Source organism: Streptomyces sp. YIM S03343 (assembly GCF_054729195.1).
Map to the genome: position 1 here is coordinate 118,158 of NZ_JBPUKX010000002.1, position 16,421 is coordinate 134,578.

The window sequence follows — 16,421 nt, forward strand, 5'->3', positions numbered from 1 at the left end:
CACAGGTGCACGCGACGATCTCCCGGTCGGGTCGGCGTCGTCGGCCGACAGGCCGGCCCCGGCATCTTCGGAGGGTGAGTCGTCCGTGCCCGCCGTCGGGCAGGAGCGCCGGTCGGCAACACCGGCGGCCACTTTCAGTACGGTGGCGAGTGGCGCTCCGCCGCCCCGCACCGCGGTCGTCATCCACCACTGATCGGGGTGATCACGATGCCAGGACAGCTCATGGCCCGCCTGCGCCGCCTGCCGGCCGCCGCCGTGGCGGGGATCGTCGCGGCCCTGGCCGCGATCATCGCAGCGGTGCTGTTCCTGGCGTTGCCGAAGGGCGGTGGTACGGCCACGACTCCTTCGCCGACGGTGTCAACCCGCCCCGCCGCCAACCCGTTGACAGGGGTTGGAACGGCGGGGCGGGTGCTGGCGGTGAAGGTCGACAACGTAGGTGCCGCCCAGGCGCAGCAGGTCGGCCTGAACGCCGCGGATGTGGTCTATGTCGAGCAGGTCGAGGGCGGGCTCAGCCGTTATCTGGCGGTCTACGACAGCAACCACGCGCCCGACCGGGTCGGCCCCGTGCGCAGCGCCCGCCAGACGGACATCCCCCTCCTCGCCGCCTACGGGCATGTCGGCCTGGCCTACAGCGGCGCCATCTCCGGTCTGCTGCACGACCTGGCCAAGGCCGACCTGCGGAACATCACGCCGGTCAGCGGACTGTTCAGCAACGGCGGGTCCTCGCCCACGTACATTCGTCCGGCCCAGGTGTTCGCCCGGTACCCGGACCTGGCCCAGGCGAGGGATGTGGGCTTCCGGTTCGGCGCAAACATGCCGGGCGGCAGCCAGGCGGACAGCGTCCGCGCGGCCATGCCCACCGCTTCTTTCGTCTTCACCGCGAACGGCACGACGTGGAGCATCGCCGTGGACGGGCGGTCGACGTCGCTCACCGCCGTCAACGTCATCGTCCAGCACGTCCGGGTGGTGCCCGGCAAGTACACGGACTTCAACGCCGGCCACCCCGACAACGAGGTCTTCACCGTCACCACCGGCAGCGGCCGTGCCGACTTCTACCGGGACGGAAAGGTCTGGCACGGCCTGTGGTCCAAGCCCACCGACACCTCCACGACGCGGTACACCGTCGGTGACCGGCCGATGCTGCTGAGCAGGGGCAACACATACGTGGTGCTGGTTCAGGGGCCTGCGTGACGTTCCTGACCGGCAGGACCGCCCGGCCGGTCCCGGCCGCGGACGGGGCAGCGGCTGCGAGAACGCGGTGTTCGCGGTTCCGCAGCACCCCACTCGCTTAACCCGGATCAAGCAGATCCAGTATCAGCGTGTCCGCTCAATGAGGTGCCCTTTCCCGGCGGCCACTCCCCCATGCCCTTTCGGCCCCGTCGGCGCACAGGCACAGCGCGCCGCCGATTGCTCACCAACCACAGGCAACCCACAGGCTCCGCTCGTCATCCTCCGAGACGCGAGAGGCCCCCGCCGACCAACGGGGCGCCTGAGCTCGGAAGTTGAGGAGGGGTGCCTTGATGCGTACCCGGCGAATATGGGTGACCGCCGCGGTGGTGTTCGCGGTGGCGGGGGGATCGCCAGGGCCGGCGCAGGCGGCGGTGCCGGACACCGGACCGCCGAGAGCGGTGGCCGACGGGGACGGTGGTGTCCCGCCCGGCTGGAAAATCACCGGTGAGGGGACGAAACGGCAGCTCGTCTGGCGTTCGACCACCGAAGTGCCCATGGGGGACGCGCGCGTCGAGTTCTATTCCGGGGGCCGCCCGCTCGGCGTCCCCCGGCCGGACGCGGACGGGCGCACATTCCGTCTCGATCTCGGCCGGGCCCGCGACACGAGTTCGTTGACGGGGCTCCAAGTACGCTCCGCAGGAAGGACACTGGACGCCGCGGGCCGTACGCGCTCCCCCGGCAGCCGGCATTCCCTGACAGCGGCGCAGCCGCCCGCCCCGCTCCCGGCGAACCCCGTCGACCCCGGAAAGCCGGGCGCGTTCCGCACGACGACGGGCGAGTACGGCCTCGCCCCGGTGCGGCTGCCCGGGTTCGCCCAACCGGTCGAGATGAAGGCCGTGGTGGTCGCACCGAAGGGTGCCACCGGTCACCGCCCGCTCGCCCTGTTCCTGCACGGCCGCCACTCCACCTGCTATCGCGGCAACGAAGTGACCGGCGACTGGCCCTGCCCGGCGGGCACCAAGCCGATCCCGAGCCACCGCGGCTATCTGCGTGACCAGCGACTCCTCGCGTCGCAGGGCTATGTGACGGTGTCGATCTCGGCCAACGGCATCAACGGGCAGGACTACGCGGCCGAGGACGGCGGCGCGCAGGCCCGCTCCTCGCTGGTACGGCAGCACCTCGCCCGCTGGGCCGACTGGGCCGCCCACCCGGACTCGGCACCCGCCGTCGTACGGAACGCCCCGGGGGCCGACCTCTCGCGCGTCCTGCTCGTCGGCCACTCGCGTGGCGGCGAGGGCGTCAACCGGGCAGCGATGGACAGCCTCTACCCGCCGCCCGCCGCCCAGGACGGCTACCACGGCCCGGTGCGCTGGCACATCCGCGGCACCGTCCTCATCGGACCGACGGTCTTCGGCCAGAACCCGGTCGCGGACGTGCCGTCGGCGACGATCCTGCCGGGCTGCGACGGCGACGTGTCCGACCTCCAGGGCGAGATCTACGTCGACGGCACCCGAGGTACGAGCCGAGGCGCCGCACTGCACAGCGCCGTGTACGTGGTCGGTGCCGACCACAACTTCTTCAATACCGAGTGGACTCCGGGGCAAGCCGAGGCGCCCGCGGACGACGACTTCTACGACGATCCCGGGCACCGCGACCCGGTGTGCTCGCCGGGCACCGCGACCCGGTTGACCGCGAACCAGCAGCACCGGGCGGGCAGCACCTACATCGCGGCGGCGGCCCGGCTGTTCGTCGCCGGCGACGACCGGGTGCGGCCGCTGCTCGACGGCTCGGGCAGGCGGGCACCCTCGGCCGACCCCGCGCGCGTGCTCACCCACGCAGTCGGGGCGAAGCGTGGCGGCGGCTTCCTGCCGGACGCCAAGGTCTCGGTGACCGGCGGGCGGCTGTGCGCGGCCGTGGACCCGGCTCCGGGCGTGGCCTGCCTGAGCCGCGACGCGAAGGGCAGTTCACCGCACTTCGCCCAGTGGGAGACCGACCGGGAGACCGGCCGTCGCGCAGTGGCCCTGAAGTGGTCCGCGGCCGGACACGCCACGCAGGTGCGCCCCGGCACGCCGGTCTCGCTCAGTGGTTCCAAGGACCTGGCGCTGCGCATGTTCGTACCGCCCAACTCGACCGGCACACAGTTCGACGTGACCCTCGCCGATGCCCGCGGGAAGCGGGCGGCTCTCGGCCGGATCCGGGTCGACGGCCTGCCCGGCACCGATCGGACCGCCTCCTACTGGGCGCGGGAGATCCGCGTCCCGCTGACGGCCGCCTCCCGGGCCGGCCTCGACCTCAAGCACGTCAAGTCCCTCGGCCTCACGCCGCGTTCGCGTTCGGGCAAGGCCTGGCTGATGGACGCCTGGGGCTGGCGTCCCGGCACCCCGGCGGCAGCGGAGCCCGCGCTGCCACGTGTCGACGTCGGCCGCACCGCGGTCAAGGAAGGCGACTCCGGCGTGCGTACGTACCGCGTGCCGGTGCAGGTGTCCGGAAAGGGCAGCGGGCAGGTACGGGTCTACGTCGTCGACCCGGTCACCCAGAAGACCGAGCAGCGCCTGGTGACGGTACGCCCGGGCGGCCACGACATCGACGTGGCGGTGCGGGTGAAGGGCGACAAGCGGTTCTCGTACGACGTGGAGAACAACGTGCTGGTGAAGGCCGTACGGGGCGCCGTCATCGGTTCCTACCGCGGCGGGATCACCGTGCTGAACGACGACCCGAGGCCCACGGTCAGTGTGACACCGGTGGCCGGCCGGGTGTCCGAGGGACAGTCCCTGAAGTGGAAGGTGTCCCTGTCGGAGTCCGCGGACGTGGATCTCGGCGTGGGCTTCGGCGTCGTGCCGGTCACCGACGGCGCTGAGCTGTCCACGAAGGACGTCACCCCGCAGTGGCTCGCCGACTCCTCGGGTGAGAAGCCGGATCCCGAGCGTCCGTTGTCGCAGGTGAAGTACCTCTCCGTGTGGGTGTACCTGCGCCCGGGGCAGGTAAGCGCTAACGTGACCCTGCCCACGGTCACGGACCGGGTGACGGAGCCCGCCGAGTCCGTACGGTTCCAGCTGACCGATGACCACGGGGACCCGGTCCCCGGTGGCGCGGTACTGAGCGGCACCGTGCTGGACGCCCCGTAGCGGCGACCCGGAGAACGACGACGGCCGTGCGGTCCTCCTCGCGGGACCGCACGGCCGCACGCGTCTCAGGACTTGAGCGCCAACCGGATGCCAAGGGTTCCCTTGCGTCCACGGCGCAGTCGGCTGCCGAGGTGGCAGAGGCGGACACCGCGTCAGGTCAGCTGCCCGACGCGCCGGCGGGTCGGCCACCCGGGGCCACCGGATGAAGACCGCGCAGGGCGGCGCCGATGAGGGCGATGCCCTCGTCGATCTCGTGGGCGGGGCCGGCGGCGTAGCCGAGGACCAGACCCGGGGGGCCGGGGCTCATCCGGTGCCAGGACAGCGGGTGCACCTTGACGCCCCGTGCGAGAGCGGCCGCGGCGAGGTCGGTGTCGTCGAAGCCGCCGTCGCGGACACCGCCACGCGGGTCGCCGAAGGTGACCAGCAGGTGCAGGCCCGCGGCCGCCCCGTGGACCCGGGCGCCGGGCAGGTGTGCCTCGACCGCCCGCAGCATCACGTCGCGGCGCCGACGGTGGCGCTGCCGGACATGACGCAGGTGCCGTTCGAGCTCGCCGGAGTCCATCAGCCGGGCGAGGACCAGTTGGGTGAGGATGCCGTTCCCGAGGTCGGCGTACCGCTTGGCGGTCACGGCGGCGTCCTGCCGGCCCGACGGCACAAGGAGCCAGCCGACCCGGAGCGCGGGCGCGAGCAGTTTGGACACACTGCCCGCGTAGCAGACGCCTTCGGGCAGCAGCGAGCGCAGTGCCGGTACCGGCGGCCTGTCGTAGCGGTGCTCGGCGTCGTAGTCGTCCTCGATGACCACCCCGCCGTCGGCCGCCCAGCTCAGCAGCTCTCGGCGGCGTTCCCCGTCGAGGACGACACCGGTGGGGAACTGGTGGGCCGGGGTCAGGAGCACCGCCCGGGCGTCACTGGCACGGAGCGCACCGACGTCGAGGCCGCCCTCGTCCACGCGGACGGGGACCACCGTGTGGCCCCCGTACTCCAACTGCTGGCGTGCTCCGAGGGATCCCGGGTCCTCGACGGCGATGCGGTCGATCCCCTCCGCCCGCAGAAGCTGCCCGAGCAGGCCGAGTGCCTGGGCCACACCCGCGACCACGATCACCTCGTCCGGGTCGGCGCGGATGCCGCGATTGCGGGCCAGCCAGCCGACCACAGCCCGGCGGAGGGCGAGAGCACCCCGGGGGTCTCCGTAGCCGAAGTCGGCCGGGCCCGCGCCCGCGAGGACGGCGCGTTCGGCGCGCAGCCAGCCGGTACGGGGGAAGGCGGCGAGATCGGGGACGCCCGGGGAGAGGTCTATCCGGCACGGCATGGCGCGCAGAGCGTCGGCGACACCCTCGCGGTCCGCCGAGCCGAAGAGCGCGGGGCCGCGCTCCGCCGCCCCGCGGGCGCGCTCGCGGGGCGCGGCGGGAGCGGCCACGACCACCGTGCCGAGCCGGCCACGACCGGCGATCTGGCCGGACTCGGCGAGTCGCCGGTAGGCCTCGGTGACCACGCCCCGGGTGACGCGCAGTTCCCCGGCGAGCACTCGGCTGGCAGGCAGCCGTGCCCCGACGGGCAGTCGGCCGTCGGCGATGGCTGACCGCAGCCGGTCGGCGAGCCAGTCGGTACGCCTGCCGGGCGGCGCCTGGCCGATGTCCAACTGGAGGAAGTCCGAACCCACGGCCGCGCCGGAGGTCGGCTTGCTGTTCGCCTCAGCCGTCGGGGCCGGTGTTTTGGACCCCTCAGGCGATGGCTCGGTGGACCTGCCCATGACGTCCATTGTGACGGCAGGGTGGACGGCATGGACACACCTACCGCTTCGTTCGCCCAGCTCGCCCCCGGCATGGTCGGCATGGCGCTGGTCGGCGGCAGCGTCACCGTCTCGCGCACGCTCGTCGACGCCCCGCTGTTCACCACCCAGGCCGTCAGGTACGCGGCCGCGACCGCGATCCTCGTGGTCATCGCCCGGCTCACCGGTGCTCGCCTGGTGTGGCCACGCGGACGGGAGTGGCTGTGGCTGACCGGGCTCGCGGCCACCGGTCTGGTGCTGTTCAACGTGGCCGTGGTCCGGGGCGTCGCTCATGCGGAACCGGCGGTGGTCGCCGTGGCGGTGGCGTGTGCACCGGTGGTGCTCGGGGTGGTGGGCCCCGTGCTGGAACGGCGCAGGCCCAGTCGGCAGGTCCTCCTGGCGGCACCCGTCGTCATGACAGGCGCGGTGTTGGTGGAGGGTACGGGCCGCACCGATGCCGTCGGGGTGGCCTGGGCGGCGCTGGCCCTGGGCTGCGAGGCCGCCTTCACGCTGCTCGCGGTGCCGGTACTGCGGCGTCACTCCCCGTGGGGGGTGTCCGTACACGCGACGTGGCTGGGCGCGGCGCTGCTGACCGTTCTCGGCGCCACGGCGGAAGAGCCCTCGGCCATGAGGGAGTTGTCCCCACCGCAGTGGGCGGCCGTCGGCTACCTGGCAGTGATGGTGACGGCGGTCGCCTTCGTACTGTGGTACTCGACGGTTCGTGCCGTCGGGGCCGGGCGGGCCGGGCTGCTCACCGGCATCGCGCCACTCGCCGCGGCGGCCGTCGGCGCTCTCTCGGGCACCGTGCCAGGACCGTCGGTATGGCTGGGCATCACCATAGTGATCACCGGCCTCGTCCTGGGCCTGCGGCCGCGTTCCGTTCCCTCCGGCAGCCGCACGACCGTGCCCGCGGCGGGGAGCGCACCGACCGGGGCTGTCCAGGGAACGCTCGTTCCTGGTCAGGGGGACCGGCACGGCATGGGGCAGCCCCCGACCGCGTCACGTTCTCGGCAGTGACCTGTCAGGGCTTGACGTGCCGGTGGCGCGGTGTTCCGGCGGCCGGGGTGCGGTGGCCGGGACGGGCCGGCGGCCCCGGTGGAGGCATCTCCACCGGGGCCGTCCGGGTCGTGCTACTTGATCTCGTCCTCCTCCTGACCGCCGTTCAGCCGGGGCCGGATGACCTTGCCCTTCTTCTCGGCGGCCTTGACCAGCTCCGCCTCCTCGTGCGCCCACTCCCAGTAGCTCACCTCGTGCGGCGAGTGCTCCGTCGCGGTCACATACATCTCCGCCGCGAACGAGTTGCGCAGCTCGTCGGCGATGTCTTCCTTCCACGCCTTGCGCAGCTGCTGCGTGGTGATTCGACGGGTCACCCGGGTCCCGGTGTGCATGATCAGTTCGGCGATCTCCCGGGCACGGGCGTAGGCCGCCTCGGTGTCGTCGCAGATCTCGTTGACCATGCCCAGCTGCAGCGCCTTGCGGGCGGTGATGATCTCACCCGTCAGCTCCGCGTACGCGTACCGCTTACGGCCCATCAGCTCACGCCAGGCGATCCCGATACCGTCGCCGGGAACCATGTTCACCCGGAAGTGCATCTCCGTGGTCCAGGCGTCCTCGGTCGCCAGCGTGATGTCGGAGAACAGCACCAGATCCGTGTGGAAGGCCGCACCGTTCCACACACCGATCGTCGGCACCTCGACGTCGAAGACCTGGCCCTCGATGTCGTTCGTCCCGTCGTAGTACTGGTAGTCGTACATCCGCCAGGCGTGCTCGGGGTCGGAGGCGAACTCGTACGACGGCTGCCAGTTCCCCTCCTTGTCGACCCGGCCGATCCCCTTCATGAAGTCCTTGCCCGTGCCACCGAGGATGATCACCTCGTTGTCGGGGTCACGACCAGCCCAATTGAAGAAGTAGTGCAGACCCTGGTGCGCCGCCGCGCCCCACTGCAGCGAGTCGCCGTTGGTGTGCAGACGCGCCTCGAGGATGCCGTTCGTCCGCGTCATCGTGAAGCAGTGCTTCAGACGCTCGGAGTACTCCTCGAACTTCATCGGGGGAATCGTCCCCAGTTCCTCGTGGGAGAGCTCCTTCCGCTTGTCGTGGTCCGACTCGTAATTGCCACGGATCATGGCAGGTCTTCCTCTCGGGTGATCAGACGTATCAGACGTTCACACGACATCGCACGCAGTCGGCGCCTCGCCCGCCCCGACCGCAGCCACGGCCGTCACACGGTGGCCGAACGTGACACCGCGCAACCTCAACACGGCGGACACGCACGGGCAGACAGCCGGCAGCCCGGGACGACACCACCCGGCATCCCGGCACCGAACCAGCTCACGGCCTGCTCCTCGTCATTGCGAACACACACAGTGGCGACACCCGCCCGACACGGGGCCGGCCCAGGTCACACCCCCGGGCAACATCCCGGACGCTTCCACCACGACGCCAGCCTCCGACGTGGCACACGGATCGAGAAATGCAGATCTCTCATCAGTCCGCCCCGCGAACACCGCACCCTCCGCAAACAGTCACGCCCGCCAACGCCCACAGGCGAGGCAGGCCGCGCGCTGCACACCCCCTCCGGAGCGTCCGAACAATGTCCGCCCGGGAATCCGTCGGCGGCAGGAACCCCGACGGCCTCGTCCTGAACCGGCAGCGCGCGCTGGGGCCGGCGCGGCAGGAGGTGCGTGCCGGTTCCTGCTGAAGGACTCCGGCCCAGCTCTCCTTACGGAGGCGGTCCGTGCTGACGACTCGTCTGTCTAGGGTGGACACCATGCCACCCACAACGCCCGGGCACATGCCCCTGGTTGACCCCGCCGAGCTGATCGCCGACCCGTACGTCGTGTACGCGCGGCTGCGCGAGGCCGGGCCTGTCCACCGGATCACCGGGACGGACGGGCTTCCGGCCTGGCTGGTCACCCGCTACGACGACGTACGCCAGGCACTCGCCGATCCCCGGCTCTCCCTGGACAAGCGCAACGCATTACCCGGCGGCTACCGGGGCCTCGCGCTTCCGCCGGCGCTGGATGCGAACCTCCTCAACATGGACCCGCCGGACCACACCCGCATCCGGCGCCTGGTGTCCAAGGCGTTCACCCCACGCCGTGTCGAGCTCCTGCGGGAACCCATCAGGACGACGGCCGACGCACTGCTCGACGCCATGGCACCGTACGGCCGCACCGACCTCATCTCCTGGTACGCGGCGCCGCTGCCGATCACCGTGATCTGCGATCTGTTGGGTGTGACCCCGGACGACCGGCAGGACTTCCGGTCCTGGACCGACTCCCTGGTGGCCCCTGACCCGGCCCGGCCCGAGAAGGCGAAGGAAGCCGTCCGGGCCATGCTCGGCTTCTTCACCGGGCTCCTCGCCGCCAAGCGGGCCGCCCCCGCCGACGATCTGCTCTCCGCGCTGATCGCCGTCCGAGACGACCAGGACCGGCTGACCGAGGACGAACTCATGTCGCTGGCCTTCCTCATCCTCTTCGCCGGGTATGAGAACACCGTCCATCTCATCGGCAATGCCGCCCTGGCCCTGCTCAGCCATCCCGAGCAACTGGCTGCGCTCCGCGCCGATCCCAGCCGGCTGAGATCGGCCCTCGAGGAGCTTGCCCGTTACGACGGTCCCGCGCCCTTGGCGATCCGCCGCTTCCCCACCAAGAACATCACCATCGGCGGAGTCGACATTCCGGCCGGCGAGACCGTCCTGCTGTCGCTGGCCGCCGCCCACCGCGACCCGCGCCGCTTCATCGACCCGGACCGGCTCGATGTCCTTCGGGACGCGACGGGACACCTTGCGCTGGGGCACGGGATTCACTACTGCCTGGGGGCACCCTTGGCCCGTATGGAGGCCGAGATCGCCCTTTCCGCCCTCATCGACCGCTTTCCGGGACTTGCGCTTGACCTCCCACCGGACGGACCGCAGTGGCGACCGTCGATGCGCGCCCGCGGCCTGCTCAGTCTTCCAGTGCGCTACTGATTGCCGGTGATCGCCCGTGCAGCCGTGCCCGTCCCTCCTCGGCGTGCGGCGCCCGTCGTCTCAGCGGCCGATGTCATGGCCGCCCGCTTCGACGAGTCCGCTCTCGTAGGCGAAGATCACGATCTGGACGCGGTCACGCAGACCGAGCTAGGTGAGGATGCTCGACACATGTGACGTGACGGTGGCGGGTCCGGTGAAGAGCTGGGCGGCGATCTACGAGTTGCTCGCGCCGCGCGCGAGGGCCGCCACGATCTCGCGTTCGCGGTCGGTGAGTCGCCCCAGACGGCGGGCCCGCCAAGGTGGCGTTGACGGCACGTCGTTGTGCGAACTCGCCGATGAGGCGCCGGGTGATGGACGGTGCCGGCAGCGCCCCGCCCTCGGCCACGGTGCGTACGGCGGTGGCGAGTTGCTCGGGGGAATGTCCTTGAGGACGAGGGCGCTGGCACCGGCGCGCAGCGCTTCGTAGACGTACTCGTCCGGGTCGAACGTGGTGAGGATCAGCACCCGGACGTCCCAGTCCGCCTCCCGCAGGATCCGTTCCGTGGCCGTGCCGCTGAAGGCCACCGTGGTCAACCTGCTGTCCATCGGCGGGGCATACGGCATGGTGGTCGCCGTCTTCCAGTGGGGCTGGCTCGGGAGCCTGTTCGCCGGCTTCCCCGCGTCGGTGTCGAGGGCGTCGGCGTACGGCCTCAGCCCGAGCAGGTTCTGGCCCCTACGCCTGAGAGCCGCTGATCTCGAAGGTCCGGGAAGGGACGCCCAAGTGGGACGTCGGTCTCCGTACCCGGAGAGGTCTGCTCTGCCGCCTTGGACACCCGCCGACCCGGACTAGCCGGTCGTTCCCCAGCGGGGTCCACCAGGGAACGGCCGGGCCATCCCTCAGCGCCCGCCCTGCTGGCTCTTCGTCATCAGGTGACGGGACATGAGTCCGCGAACCGCTGGCGGAGCATCAGCTCCCCAGAATCGAGTCCTGGTACTCCAGGCTTGGTTCCACGGCGGGGCAACCGGTGTTCCTGGCGGACGCCGTGTCCTCGGTGAGGTAGGTGACGATGGCGTTCATCGTGCAGGAAGAGTCGCTGAAGCTGCCGTGGCCCCATCCCTCGTAGGTGATCAGGGCCGCCCTGTCCCCCAACTGCCGGGCCACATTCCGCGCCCAGGCGTACGACGTCGCAGGATCATGGAGGGAGTTGACCACAAGCACCTTCGGGCCTTCGGTGACGTCGAGGCGGTGCTGGGGATTGCTGACCTTCGACGGCCAACCGGCGCACCAGACCATCTGCTTGAGAGCGTCAGGTGACGGCCCCAGGTCCTCCGCGACCCGCTGCGCCTGCTCGACATACTCGGCGTAGTCACTGTAGTCGCGCACGGAGAAGTCCCAGTCCTGGCAGGAGATCGCCAGCTCGGACACCGTAAAGGTCGCGAATTTCCCGGAGACGTCGACCGTGGACCCGGAATCCATGGCCGCCATGATCTTCGCAAGGCCTGACCAGTACGGGCCGGTGAGCAGCGATCTCACCATGGTGGTCAGCTCGAAGGTGCCGAAGGCCGCGCCCGGTTCGTACGGGGAGGACAGCGCGCCCTGGGCGGCCTTCTGCTTCAGACTGCGCCAGACGGGCCGGATCCCCTGGTCGTGGAGAACGCAGGCGGTGTTCCGGTCGCACCAGGCGGCGAACTCGTCGAAGGAGTCCTCCACGGCGGCACTCGTGGTCTCGACGAACTCCGGGTTGTAGAGGCTGTGGTCCACGGTGCTGTCGACGACCAGAGCACTGAGCCGGTCACCGTAGAGCTCGGCGTACTGCAGGCCGATCTGGGTGCCGTAGGAGTACCCGTAGAACGCGATCTTCTGCTCGCCGAGGGCCGTGCGAATGGCGTCGACGTCATGCACGACGCTGACCGTGTCGACGTGGTCGAACAGCGGCCCGGTCCTCCGGCGGCAGTCCTTGCCCAGGCGCCCGCTGCTCCGCACCGCCCGGTCGAACTCCTTCTCGCTCGACACGATGGGGGAAAGGACGGCCTCCGTCAGCTTCTGCGAGCACACGATCGGATGGCTGCGGCCCACGCCACGCGGGTCGAAGCTGACCAGGTCGTAGCGGCTGAGCAGTTCCTTCGGAAAGGTGTCATACGCGTGGAGGACCACGTCCACTCCGGATCCGCCGGGGCCGCCGGGGTTGAGGACGAGCGATCCAAGACGTTCCCGCGGATTGGTCGCCTTTCTGCGGATGACGGCGACGTCGATCGTGGAACCCCGGGATCTGTCCCAGTCGATGGGCACGGTGACCGTTCCGCACTCGGCGGTCGCCTCCTCCTCGCAGGGTGACCAGTCGATGGTCGATGCCGGGCGGTTCGTGCCGGAGGAAGTCACCTCAGCCTGGGCATCGGCGTCGGGGGCTAACCCGACGAGAGGGGCGATGAGGAGGGTCGCAGCGAGCGCTCCTCGGAACAGTGGTGTGGGCATGCGGCGGCTCCGGGAATGGAGTGAAACGCCGGAACGGCGTACTTCGGCCGTCCACCGCGGGCGGCTGTGCGGCCCGCAGCGGACATTGCCGATCTTTCTCCGGCCCGGAGAGATCGACCATCAGGTATGTCCCCGAGAGCACCCTGACGTCTCCCGGAGGGGCACAGTGGGGCTCCCCCTGTTCGCGCTGCCGCCGGGGCTGCACTGATGGCGTGAGGGCATTGTCAGTGCGTCGAGACCTGGAGGCAGGCCACGTCGTACTGGGAGACCGAGTGGGGGTTGACGGAGTTCTGCGGTTGTTCGCCCGCGTAGTGGGTACCAGCGACGCCACCGGGGTTGAAGGCAGAGCCGGTGGCGGTCTGGGACTGGCCGGGGCGGCTGGGCTGGTCCTCGCAGGACTGGTTGGGCTGGCCGGCGAAGGCGGGGACGGCGGCGACACCCGCGGCGCCGGTAAGGAGAGCGACGGAGCCCAGGATGAGGGCTGCACGCTTCAGGAGGTTCATGATCGCCTCTCCTCTCACGGAGTATTTACCCTCAAATACGTACGTACGCCACGCCCGGATTGTTCATTGGTGTCCGTCTTCCAGGACGACCCGGGCGTCCGCCGGGCGGCAATGAGGGCTCTGGCCGGGGACGAGGCGCTTGTGCGGGTGTTTGAGCGACAGCTCGATCTCGATGTGTTCCACGTCGGTGATGCCGTGATGTGCGGCCAGCCGCCCAGGATGCTGCCGTCGGCGGCCGGGATCCCAGGCCACGGCTCTGCATGGGAGGACTGAAACAAGCCATTCCCCACCCCGGTAGGTAGCGGGGCGGGGAATGGCGGGTGCGGAGCGCCGGGCAGGCCTTGCACCTGCATCTCCCCGCAGGAAGCGGGGCGTCTTTCCTTAGACCACCAACGCGTGGACGATTCCTGCCCTTCGGCAGCCCGTCCAAGATCTACTGTAGCGCAGGCGGAACAACCTGCGCACGTCGAAGCCCGGCTCCACTCGACAGGATCCGGTGCACGGGCATCTCCATGGCCTCTTCGGCGTCCCGGATCCGGCCGCATTACAGCTGAGAGCGGTCGGCCCGGGGCGAGTGTGCACGAGCTCTGCCATGCGGCCGAACGGGGGAGCTCACCGCCCACAACACCGTGGTCTTCGGAGCGCGAGGCTGGTCGCTGCGGACCATCCGCAGCATCACGGTGCTGCCACGACGCGCCTGGCTCCCGGCCACGGGCTCCTGGCTCCACACCTCGACGCACGGCTGTACGCGCGAGGGATCGCCTCGGCGATACCGTCGGCGACGGTATCGGGGTGACCGGCTCGCTCGCGTTCGACAACCTCGACGGCGGTCGGGGTGGAGGCGGCGGCCAGGCCCGTCGTGGTGATCACAGCCGTGCTCGTGCTGTCGGCTGCCAAGAACGTACGAGGCGGCACGCCGGGCCCGAAAGTTCCGTTATCCGGGGACTGGGTGGCGGTATCCCCGATGATGGGGACCGTCTGGCAACGGATCAAGGAACGTGGGAGGTGCCCATGGCGGTGGAGGCCGGGACACAGCATGAGGAACGCATCGCGGGACGAGTATGGACGGTGCGCCTGGACCCCTATGGCCGCCCTTCCGCCGGCGTGGTGACACTCTCCTGTTCCCGCCCGGCCTGCGCCGATCAACGCTTCACCGGTGGTGCCACTGAGGCGCGCAAGGCCGCGACCGGCCACATCAACATGCACCTGGCCGGCATCAGCGCGGACGGCGGGCCGCGCAGCCAGGCGTGGTGCGCCTGCCGCGCCGCCGACTGCGCGTGGCACACCTCCGAGCCTGCCGCCGGACGACCGGGTGGTGCGCGACCGGTCACGGAGACGGTGCGGTGCGGCGGTCTGGTGGTGCTGACGGTGTACGGGGACAGGGCCGGAAGGCTGTGGCGGATCGCCGAGATGTGCGCGCGCTGCGCTGCCGCCATCCCCGGCTGCCGCGTCCTGGACACCGCCGCGCCATCGGCCGCGAGCGACCGGGCGGCGCGGAAGCCGGCTGCTGAGCGGGATCCCGCGGACGGCACGGCCGGGGCTCGTGCGGCGGCGATGTTCTCCGACCACGGCCCCTCCCCCACCGCCGATACCCCGTCACCCCGAACTCCCGAGGCGTCGGTGCCCCGTGCCCGCGCCGTATCGCCGGGCGCAGCATCCCGGCGGGCCAAGCGGTGGGGGAAGATCGCGCAGCGGATCGTGCCGCACGACCTCAAGCCCGACATCCTCCGGGTGGAGCTCATCGAGCTGGGCGACGCCTTCCGCGCCTATCAGCAGTGCGCCGAACCCGACCTCGCCCTGCTCGCCGAACTCCACGAGCGCAAGGCCCGCGCATTCGCGACGTGGGCCGACGTGAGCGGCGACAACTCCCTGCGCCAAGAGGCGCAACGCGCCGAGAAGGCCGCGCAGACCACCCGCGAGATGCACGAGAACCGTGTCGGCCCCCTGGTCGGCGGCACGGCAGGTGGGGACGGGCCGGTGGTGGAGTGGTTGCTGACCCGCAGTCAGGCCGTGCACGCCCGCGCCGTGCTGGACTACGCCACCGCCCACGCCCCGCTCCCCGAGGCCGAGGTACGCCTCGCCGTCGTCATGCTCACCCTGCGGGCCGCCCGCGCCGGCACCGGGAACATCACCGGCCAGGACCTGGCGGGCTGGCTCCAGGACGATGCCGAACCGGTACTCGAACGGCTGGTCGCAGCCGGCTGGCTGGGCCTGCCCGGCACCGCCTGCGAGGCGATGGCCTCCCGGCCCGAAGACCCCACCGCCGTCACCGTCCCCGCGCTGCTGCCCGAGCAGCCCCGCCCGTTCGGCTTCGGCAAGACCACCCGCGCGAGGATCTCCGGCTGGGCCCAGAAAGTCGTGGGCGACCGGAAGATCCGCAAGAAGAAACTCGGTGCCGCAACCCGGCTCCTGGCCCTGTACACCGCCGCCCACGCCCGCCCCGACGGACACCTCGGACACCCCGACGACGGCGGGTTGCACCTGAACCAGGTCACGGCGTTCTGCACCCTGCCGCCCGAACAGATCGCCGAGCACGCCGGACTGCTGGTCAACGCCGACTGGCTGGCCGGAGCCGAGATCGCCGACGGAAGGCTGCGCGGACAGCTCACCGAGCGCATTCTGCCTCTGTCGGGACTGCTGTAACACCACCGGCCCCGGGGGATGTATCGCCGCCGATCGGGGTGTACTCGACCCCGTCGATGCGGCCGAAGGAACCGCGGATGGCGTCCACCAGAGGGGGCAGCCAGGCGGGGTCGGAGAGGTCGGCGGGGAAGGCGGCGGCCTCGATGCCCTCGTCCGCGTGCTGAGCGGCGAGGGCGTCCAGGCGGGCCTTGCGGCCGGCCACGAGAGCTCTTGACGGAGATCGCTTCGCTGCTCTTGATCGGCGCGCCCCTCGCCGGGTGGGACGACCCTTGTCGCGAACGACAAGAACCCCCCGTGAATTGGTTCAGCGGGATATGGGGTCCGCCGTGGCCTGCGTGGTTGCATGCCCTCAGGTCGACCGGGACACAGTGCCTGGTGGGGGCGACCACGACGCGACCGTCTGGCTGGGCCGACGGTGGCCGAGGTGTCCGCGCAAGGGAGTGCATGCCTGTGGGAGTTGTTGGGGTGCGCAAGGGGCGAGAGGCTCGAAGGCCGCGACGGTCAGCCGCGACGGGTCCGTCGGCTGCAGGCGACCGCTGACGAAGCTCACCGTCAGTCCCCGACGTGGGAGTCACGGCCTGCATCACCGTTCCCCGTCCTGGCCACGGGGGTGGCCGCGTCGGTGGAGCCCCTGAGAAGTACCTGTATCTGCCATGGGCAGGGTGTCGGCCCCTCGGCGCGTCGCCACAGGAGCTGCCCGCGGGTTCGGGCAGTGGGCGCGGCGCGGACCGGGCGTCCGGTCGATCCGAGCATGCCCGTAGCCCACCAGTGGTCCTGAGGACCAGCCAGC

The 16,421-nt window shown here is 71.0% G+C and carries 13 protein-coding genes; 5 read left to right on the forward strand and 8 right to left on the reverse strand.

Features of this window, described 5'->3' with window-relative positions; genetic code table 11:
- The first annotated feature begins 207 nt into the window (after nt 1-207).
- Nucleotides 208-1,191, forward strand: coding sequence for a DUF3048 domain-containing protein (locus tag ACSYGN_RS36320; protein ID WP_460404208.1), 984 nt, complete (start codon nt 208-210; stop codon nt 1,189-1,191).
- A gap of 329 nt (nt 1,192-1,520) precedes the next feature.
- Nucleotides 1,521-4,295, forward strand: coding sequence for an alpha/beta hydrolase family protein (locus ACSYGN_RS36325; protein ID WP_460404210.1), 2,775 nt, complete (start codon nt 1,521-1,523; stop codon nt 4,293-4,295).
- A gap of 157 nt (nt 4,296-4,452) precedes the next feature.
- Here the strand turns inward: ACSYGN_RS36325 and pdxR are convergent, their stop codons facing one another.
- Nucleotides 4,453-6,054 (reverse strand): MocR-like pyridoxine biosynthesis transcription factor PdxR, encoded by a 1,602-nt coding sequence (pdxR, locus tag ACSYGN_RS36330; protein WP_460404212.1) that lies wholly within the window; start codon nt 6,052-6,054, stop codon nt 4,453-4,455.
- 21 nt (nt 6,055-6,075) lie between these two features.
- Between pdxR and ACSYGN_RS36335 the strand changes: the two genes are divergently transcribed.
- Nucleotides 6,076-7,080, forward strand: coding sequence for a DMT family transporter (locus ACSYGN_RS36335; protein ID WP_460404214.1), 1,005 nt, complete (start codon nt 6,076-6,078; stop codon nt 7,078-7,080).
- Between the two features lie 113 nt (nt 7,081-7,193).
- Here the strand turns inward: ACSYGN_RS36335 and ACSYGN_RS36340 are convergent, their stop codons facing one another.
- Nucleotides 7,194-8,186 (reverse strand): enoyl-CoA hydratase/isomerase family protein, encoded by a 993-nt coding sequence (locus ACSYGN_RS36340; RefSeq protein WP_460404216.1) that lies wholly within the window; start codon nt 8,184-8,186, stop codon nt 7,194-7,196.
- Between the two features lie 644 nt (nt 8,187-8,830).
- Between ACSYGN_RS36340 and ACSYGN_RS36345 the strand changes: the two genes are divergently transcribed.
- The gene (locus tag ACSYGN_RS36345) at nt 8,831-10,033 is read left to right on the forward strand and encodes a cytochrome P450 family protein (protein ID WP_460404218.1); all 1,203 of its coding nucleotides are present in this window, start codon (nt 8,831-8,833) and stop codon (nt 10,031-10,033) included.
- A 213-nt stretch (nt 10,034-10,246) separates the two neighbouring features.
- Here the strand turns inward: ACSYGN_RS36345 and ACSYGN_RS36350 are convergent, their stop codons facing one another.
- From ACSYGN_RS36350 to ACSYGN_RS36370, 5 genes are all read right to left on the reverse strand, one after another.
- Nucleotides 10,247-10,618, reverse strand: coding sequence for a hypothetical protein (locus ACSYGN_RS36350; protein ID WP_460404220.1), 372 nt, complete (start codon nt 10,616-10,618; stop codon nt 10,247-10,249).
- Nucleotides 10,619-10,979: 361 nt separating this feature from the next.
- Complete coding sequence (locus tag ACSYGN_RS36355; RefSeq protein ID WP_460404222.1) at nt 10,980-12,485, reverse strand: alpha/beta hydrolase; 1,506 nt, start codon at nt 12,483-12,485, stop codon at nt 10,980-10,982.
- Nucleotides 12,486-12,709: 224 nt separating this feature from the next.
- Nucleotides 12,710-12,988, reverse strand: coding sequence for a hypothetical protein (locus tag ACSYGN_RS36360; protein WP_460404224.1), 279 nt, complete (start codon nt 12,986-12,988; stop codon nt 12,710-12,712).
- Nucleotides 12,989-13,051: 63 nt separating this feature from the next.
- Nucleotides 13,052-13,240: a hypothetical protein gene (locus ACSYGN_RS36365; protein ID WP_460404226.1), complete on the reverse strand. Its 189-nt coding sequence runs from the start codon at nt 13,238-13,240 to the stop codon at nt 13,052-13,054.
- A gap of 423 nt (nt 13,241-13,663) precedes the next feature.
- Nucleotides 13,664-14,026 carry a methionine adenosyltransferase gene (locus ACSYGN_RS36370; RefSeq protein WP_460404228.1) on the reverse strand — a complete coding sequence of 121 codons (363 nt, stop codon included), beginning with the start codon at nt 14,024-14,026 and terminating at the stop codon, nt 13,664-13,666.
- On the opposite strand from ACSYGN_RS36370, the gene ACSYGN_RS36375 reads away from it, so the two are divergent.
- The gene (locus tag ACSYGN_RS36375; protein WP_460404230.1) at nt 14,000-15,631 is read left to right on the forward strand and encodes a hypothetical protein; all 1,632 of its coding nucleotides are present in this window, start codon (nt 14,000-14,002) and stop codon (nt 15,629-15,631) included. The two genes, ACSYGN_RS36370 and ACSYGN_RS36375, sit on opposite strands and share 27 nt — an antisense overlap.
- Here ACSYGN_RS36375 and ACSYGN_RS36380 read toward each other — a convergent pair.
- Nucleotides 15,594-15,833, reverse strand: a complete 240-nt coding sequence (locus tag ACSYGN_RS36380; protein ID WP_460404232.1) for a hypothetical protein — start codon at nt 15,831-15,833, stop codon at nt 15,594-15,596. The two genes, ACSYGN_RS36375 and ACSYGN_RS36380, sit on opposite strands and share 38 nt — an antisense overlap.
- Nucleotides 15,834-16,421 lie beyond the last annotated feature (588 nt).

Bases quoted from the DNA above. Each gene is read 5' to 3' on its own strand.
- ACSYGN_RS36320 (WP_460404208.1), top strand. From the start codon at position 208: ATGCCAGGACAGCTCATGGCCCGCCTGCGCCGCCTGCCGGCCGCCGCC.
- ACSYGN_RS36325 (WP_460404210.1), top strand. From the start codon at position 1,521: ATGCGTACCCGGCGAATATGGGTGACCGCCGCGGTGGTGTTCGCGGTG.
- pdxR (WP_460404212.1), bottom strand. From the start codon at position 6,054: ATGGACGTCATGGGCAGGTCCACCGAGCCATCGCCTGAGGGGTCCAAA.
- ACSYGN_RS36335 (WP_460404214.1), top strand. From the start codon at position 6,076: ATGGACACACCTACCGCTTCGTTCGCCCAGCTCGCCCCCGGCATGGTC.
- ACSYGN_RS36340 (WP_460404216.1), bottom strand. From the start codon at position 8,186: ATGATCCGTGGCAATTACGAGTCGGACCACGACAAGCGGAAGGAGCTC.
- ACSYGN_RS36345 (WP_460404218.1), top strand. From the start codon at position 8,831: ATGCCACCCACAACGCCCGGGCACATGCCCCTGGTTGACCCCGCCGAG.
- ACSYGN_RS36350 (WP_460404220.1), bottom strand. From the start codon at position 10,618: ATGGACAGCAGGTTGACCACGGTGGCCTTCAGCGGCACGGCCACGGAA.
- ACSYGN_RS36355 (WP_460404222.1), bottom strand. From the start codon at position 12,485: ATGCCCACACCACTGTTCCGAGGAGCGCTCGCTGCGACCCTCCTCATC.
- ACSYGN_RS36360 (WP_460404224.1), bottom strand. From the start codon at position 12,988: ATGAACCTCCTGAAGCGTGCAGCCCTCATCCTGGGCTCCGTCGCTCTC.
- ACSYGN_RS36375 (WP_460404230.1), top strand. From the start codon at position 14,000: ATGGCGGTGGAGGCCGGGACACAGCATGAGGAACGCATCGCGGGACGA.
- ACSYGN_RS36370 (WP_460404228.1), bottom strand. From the start codon at position 14,026: ATGCTGTGTCCCGGCCTCCACCGCCATGGGCACCTCCCACGTTCCTTG.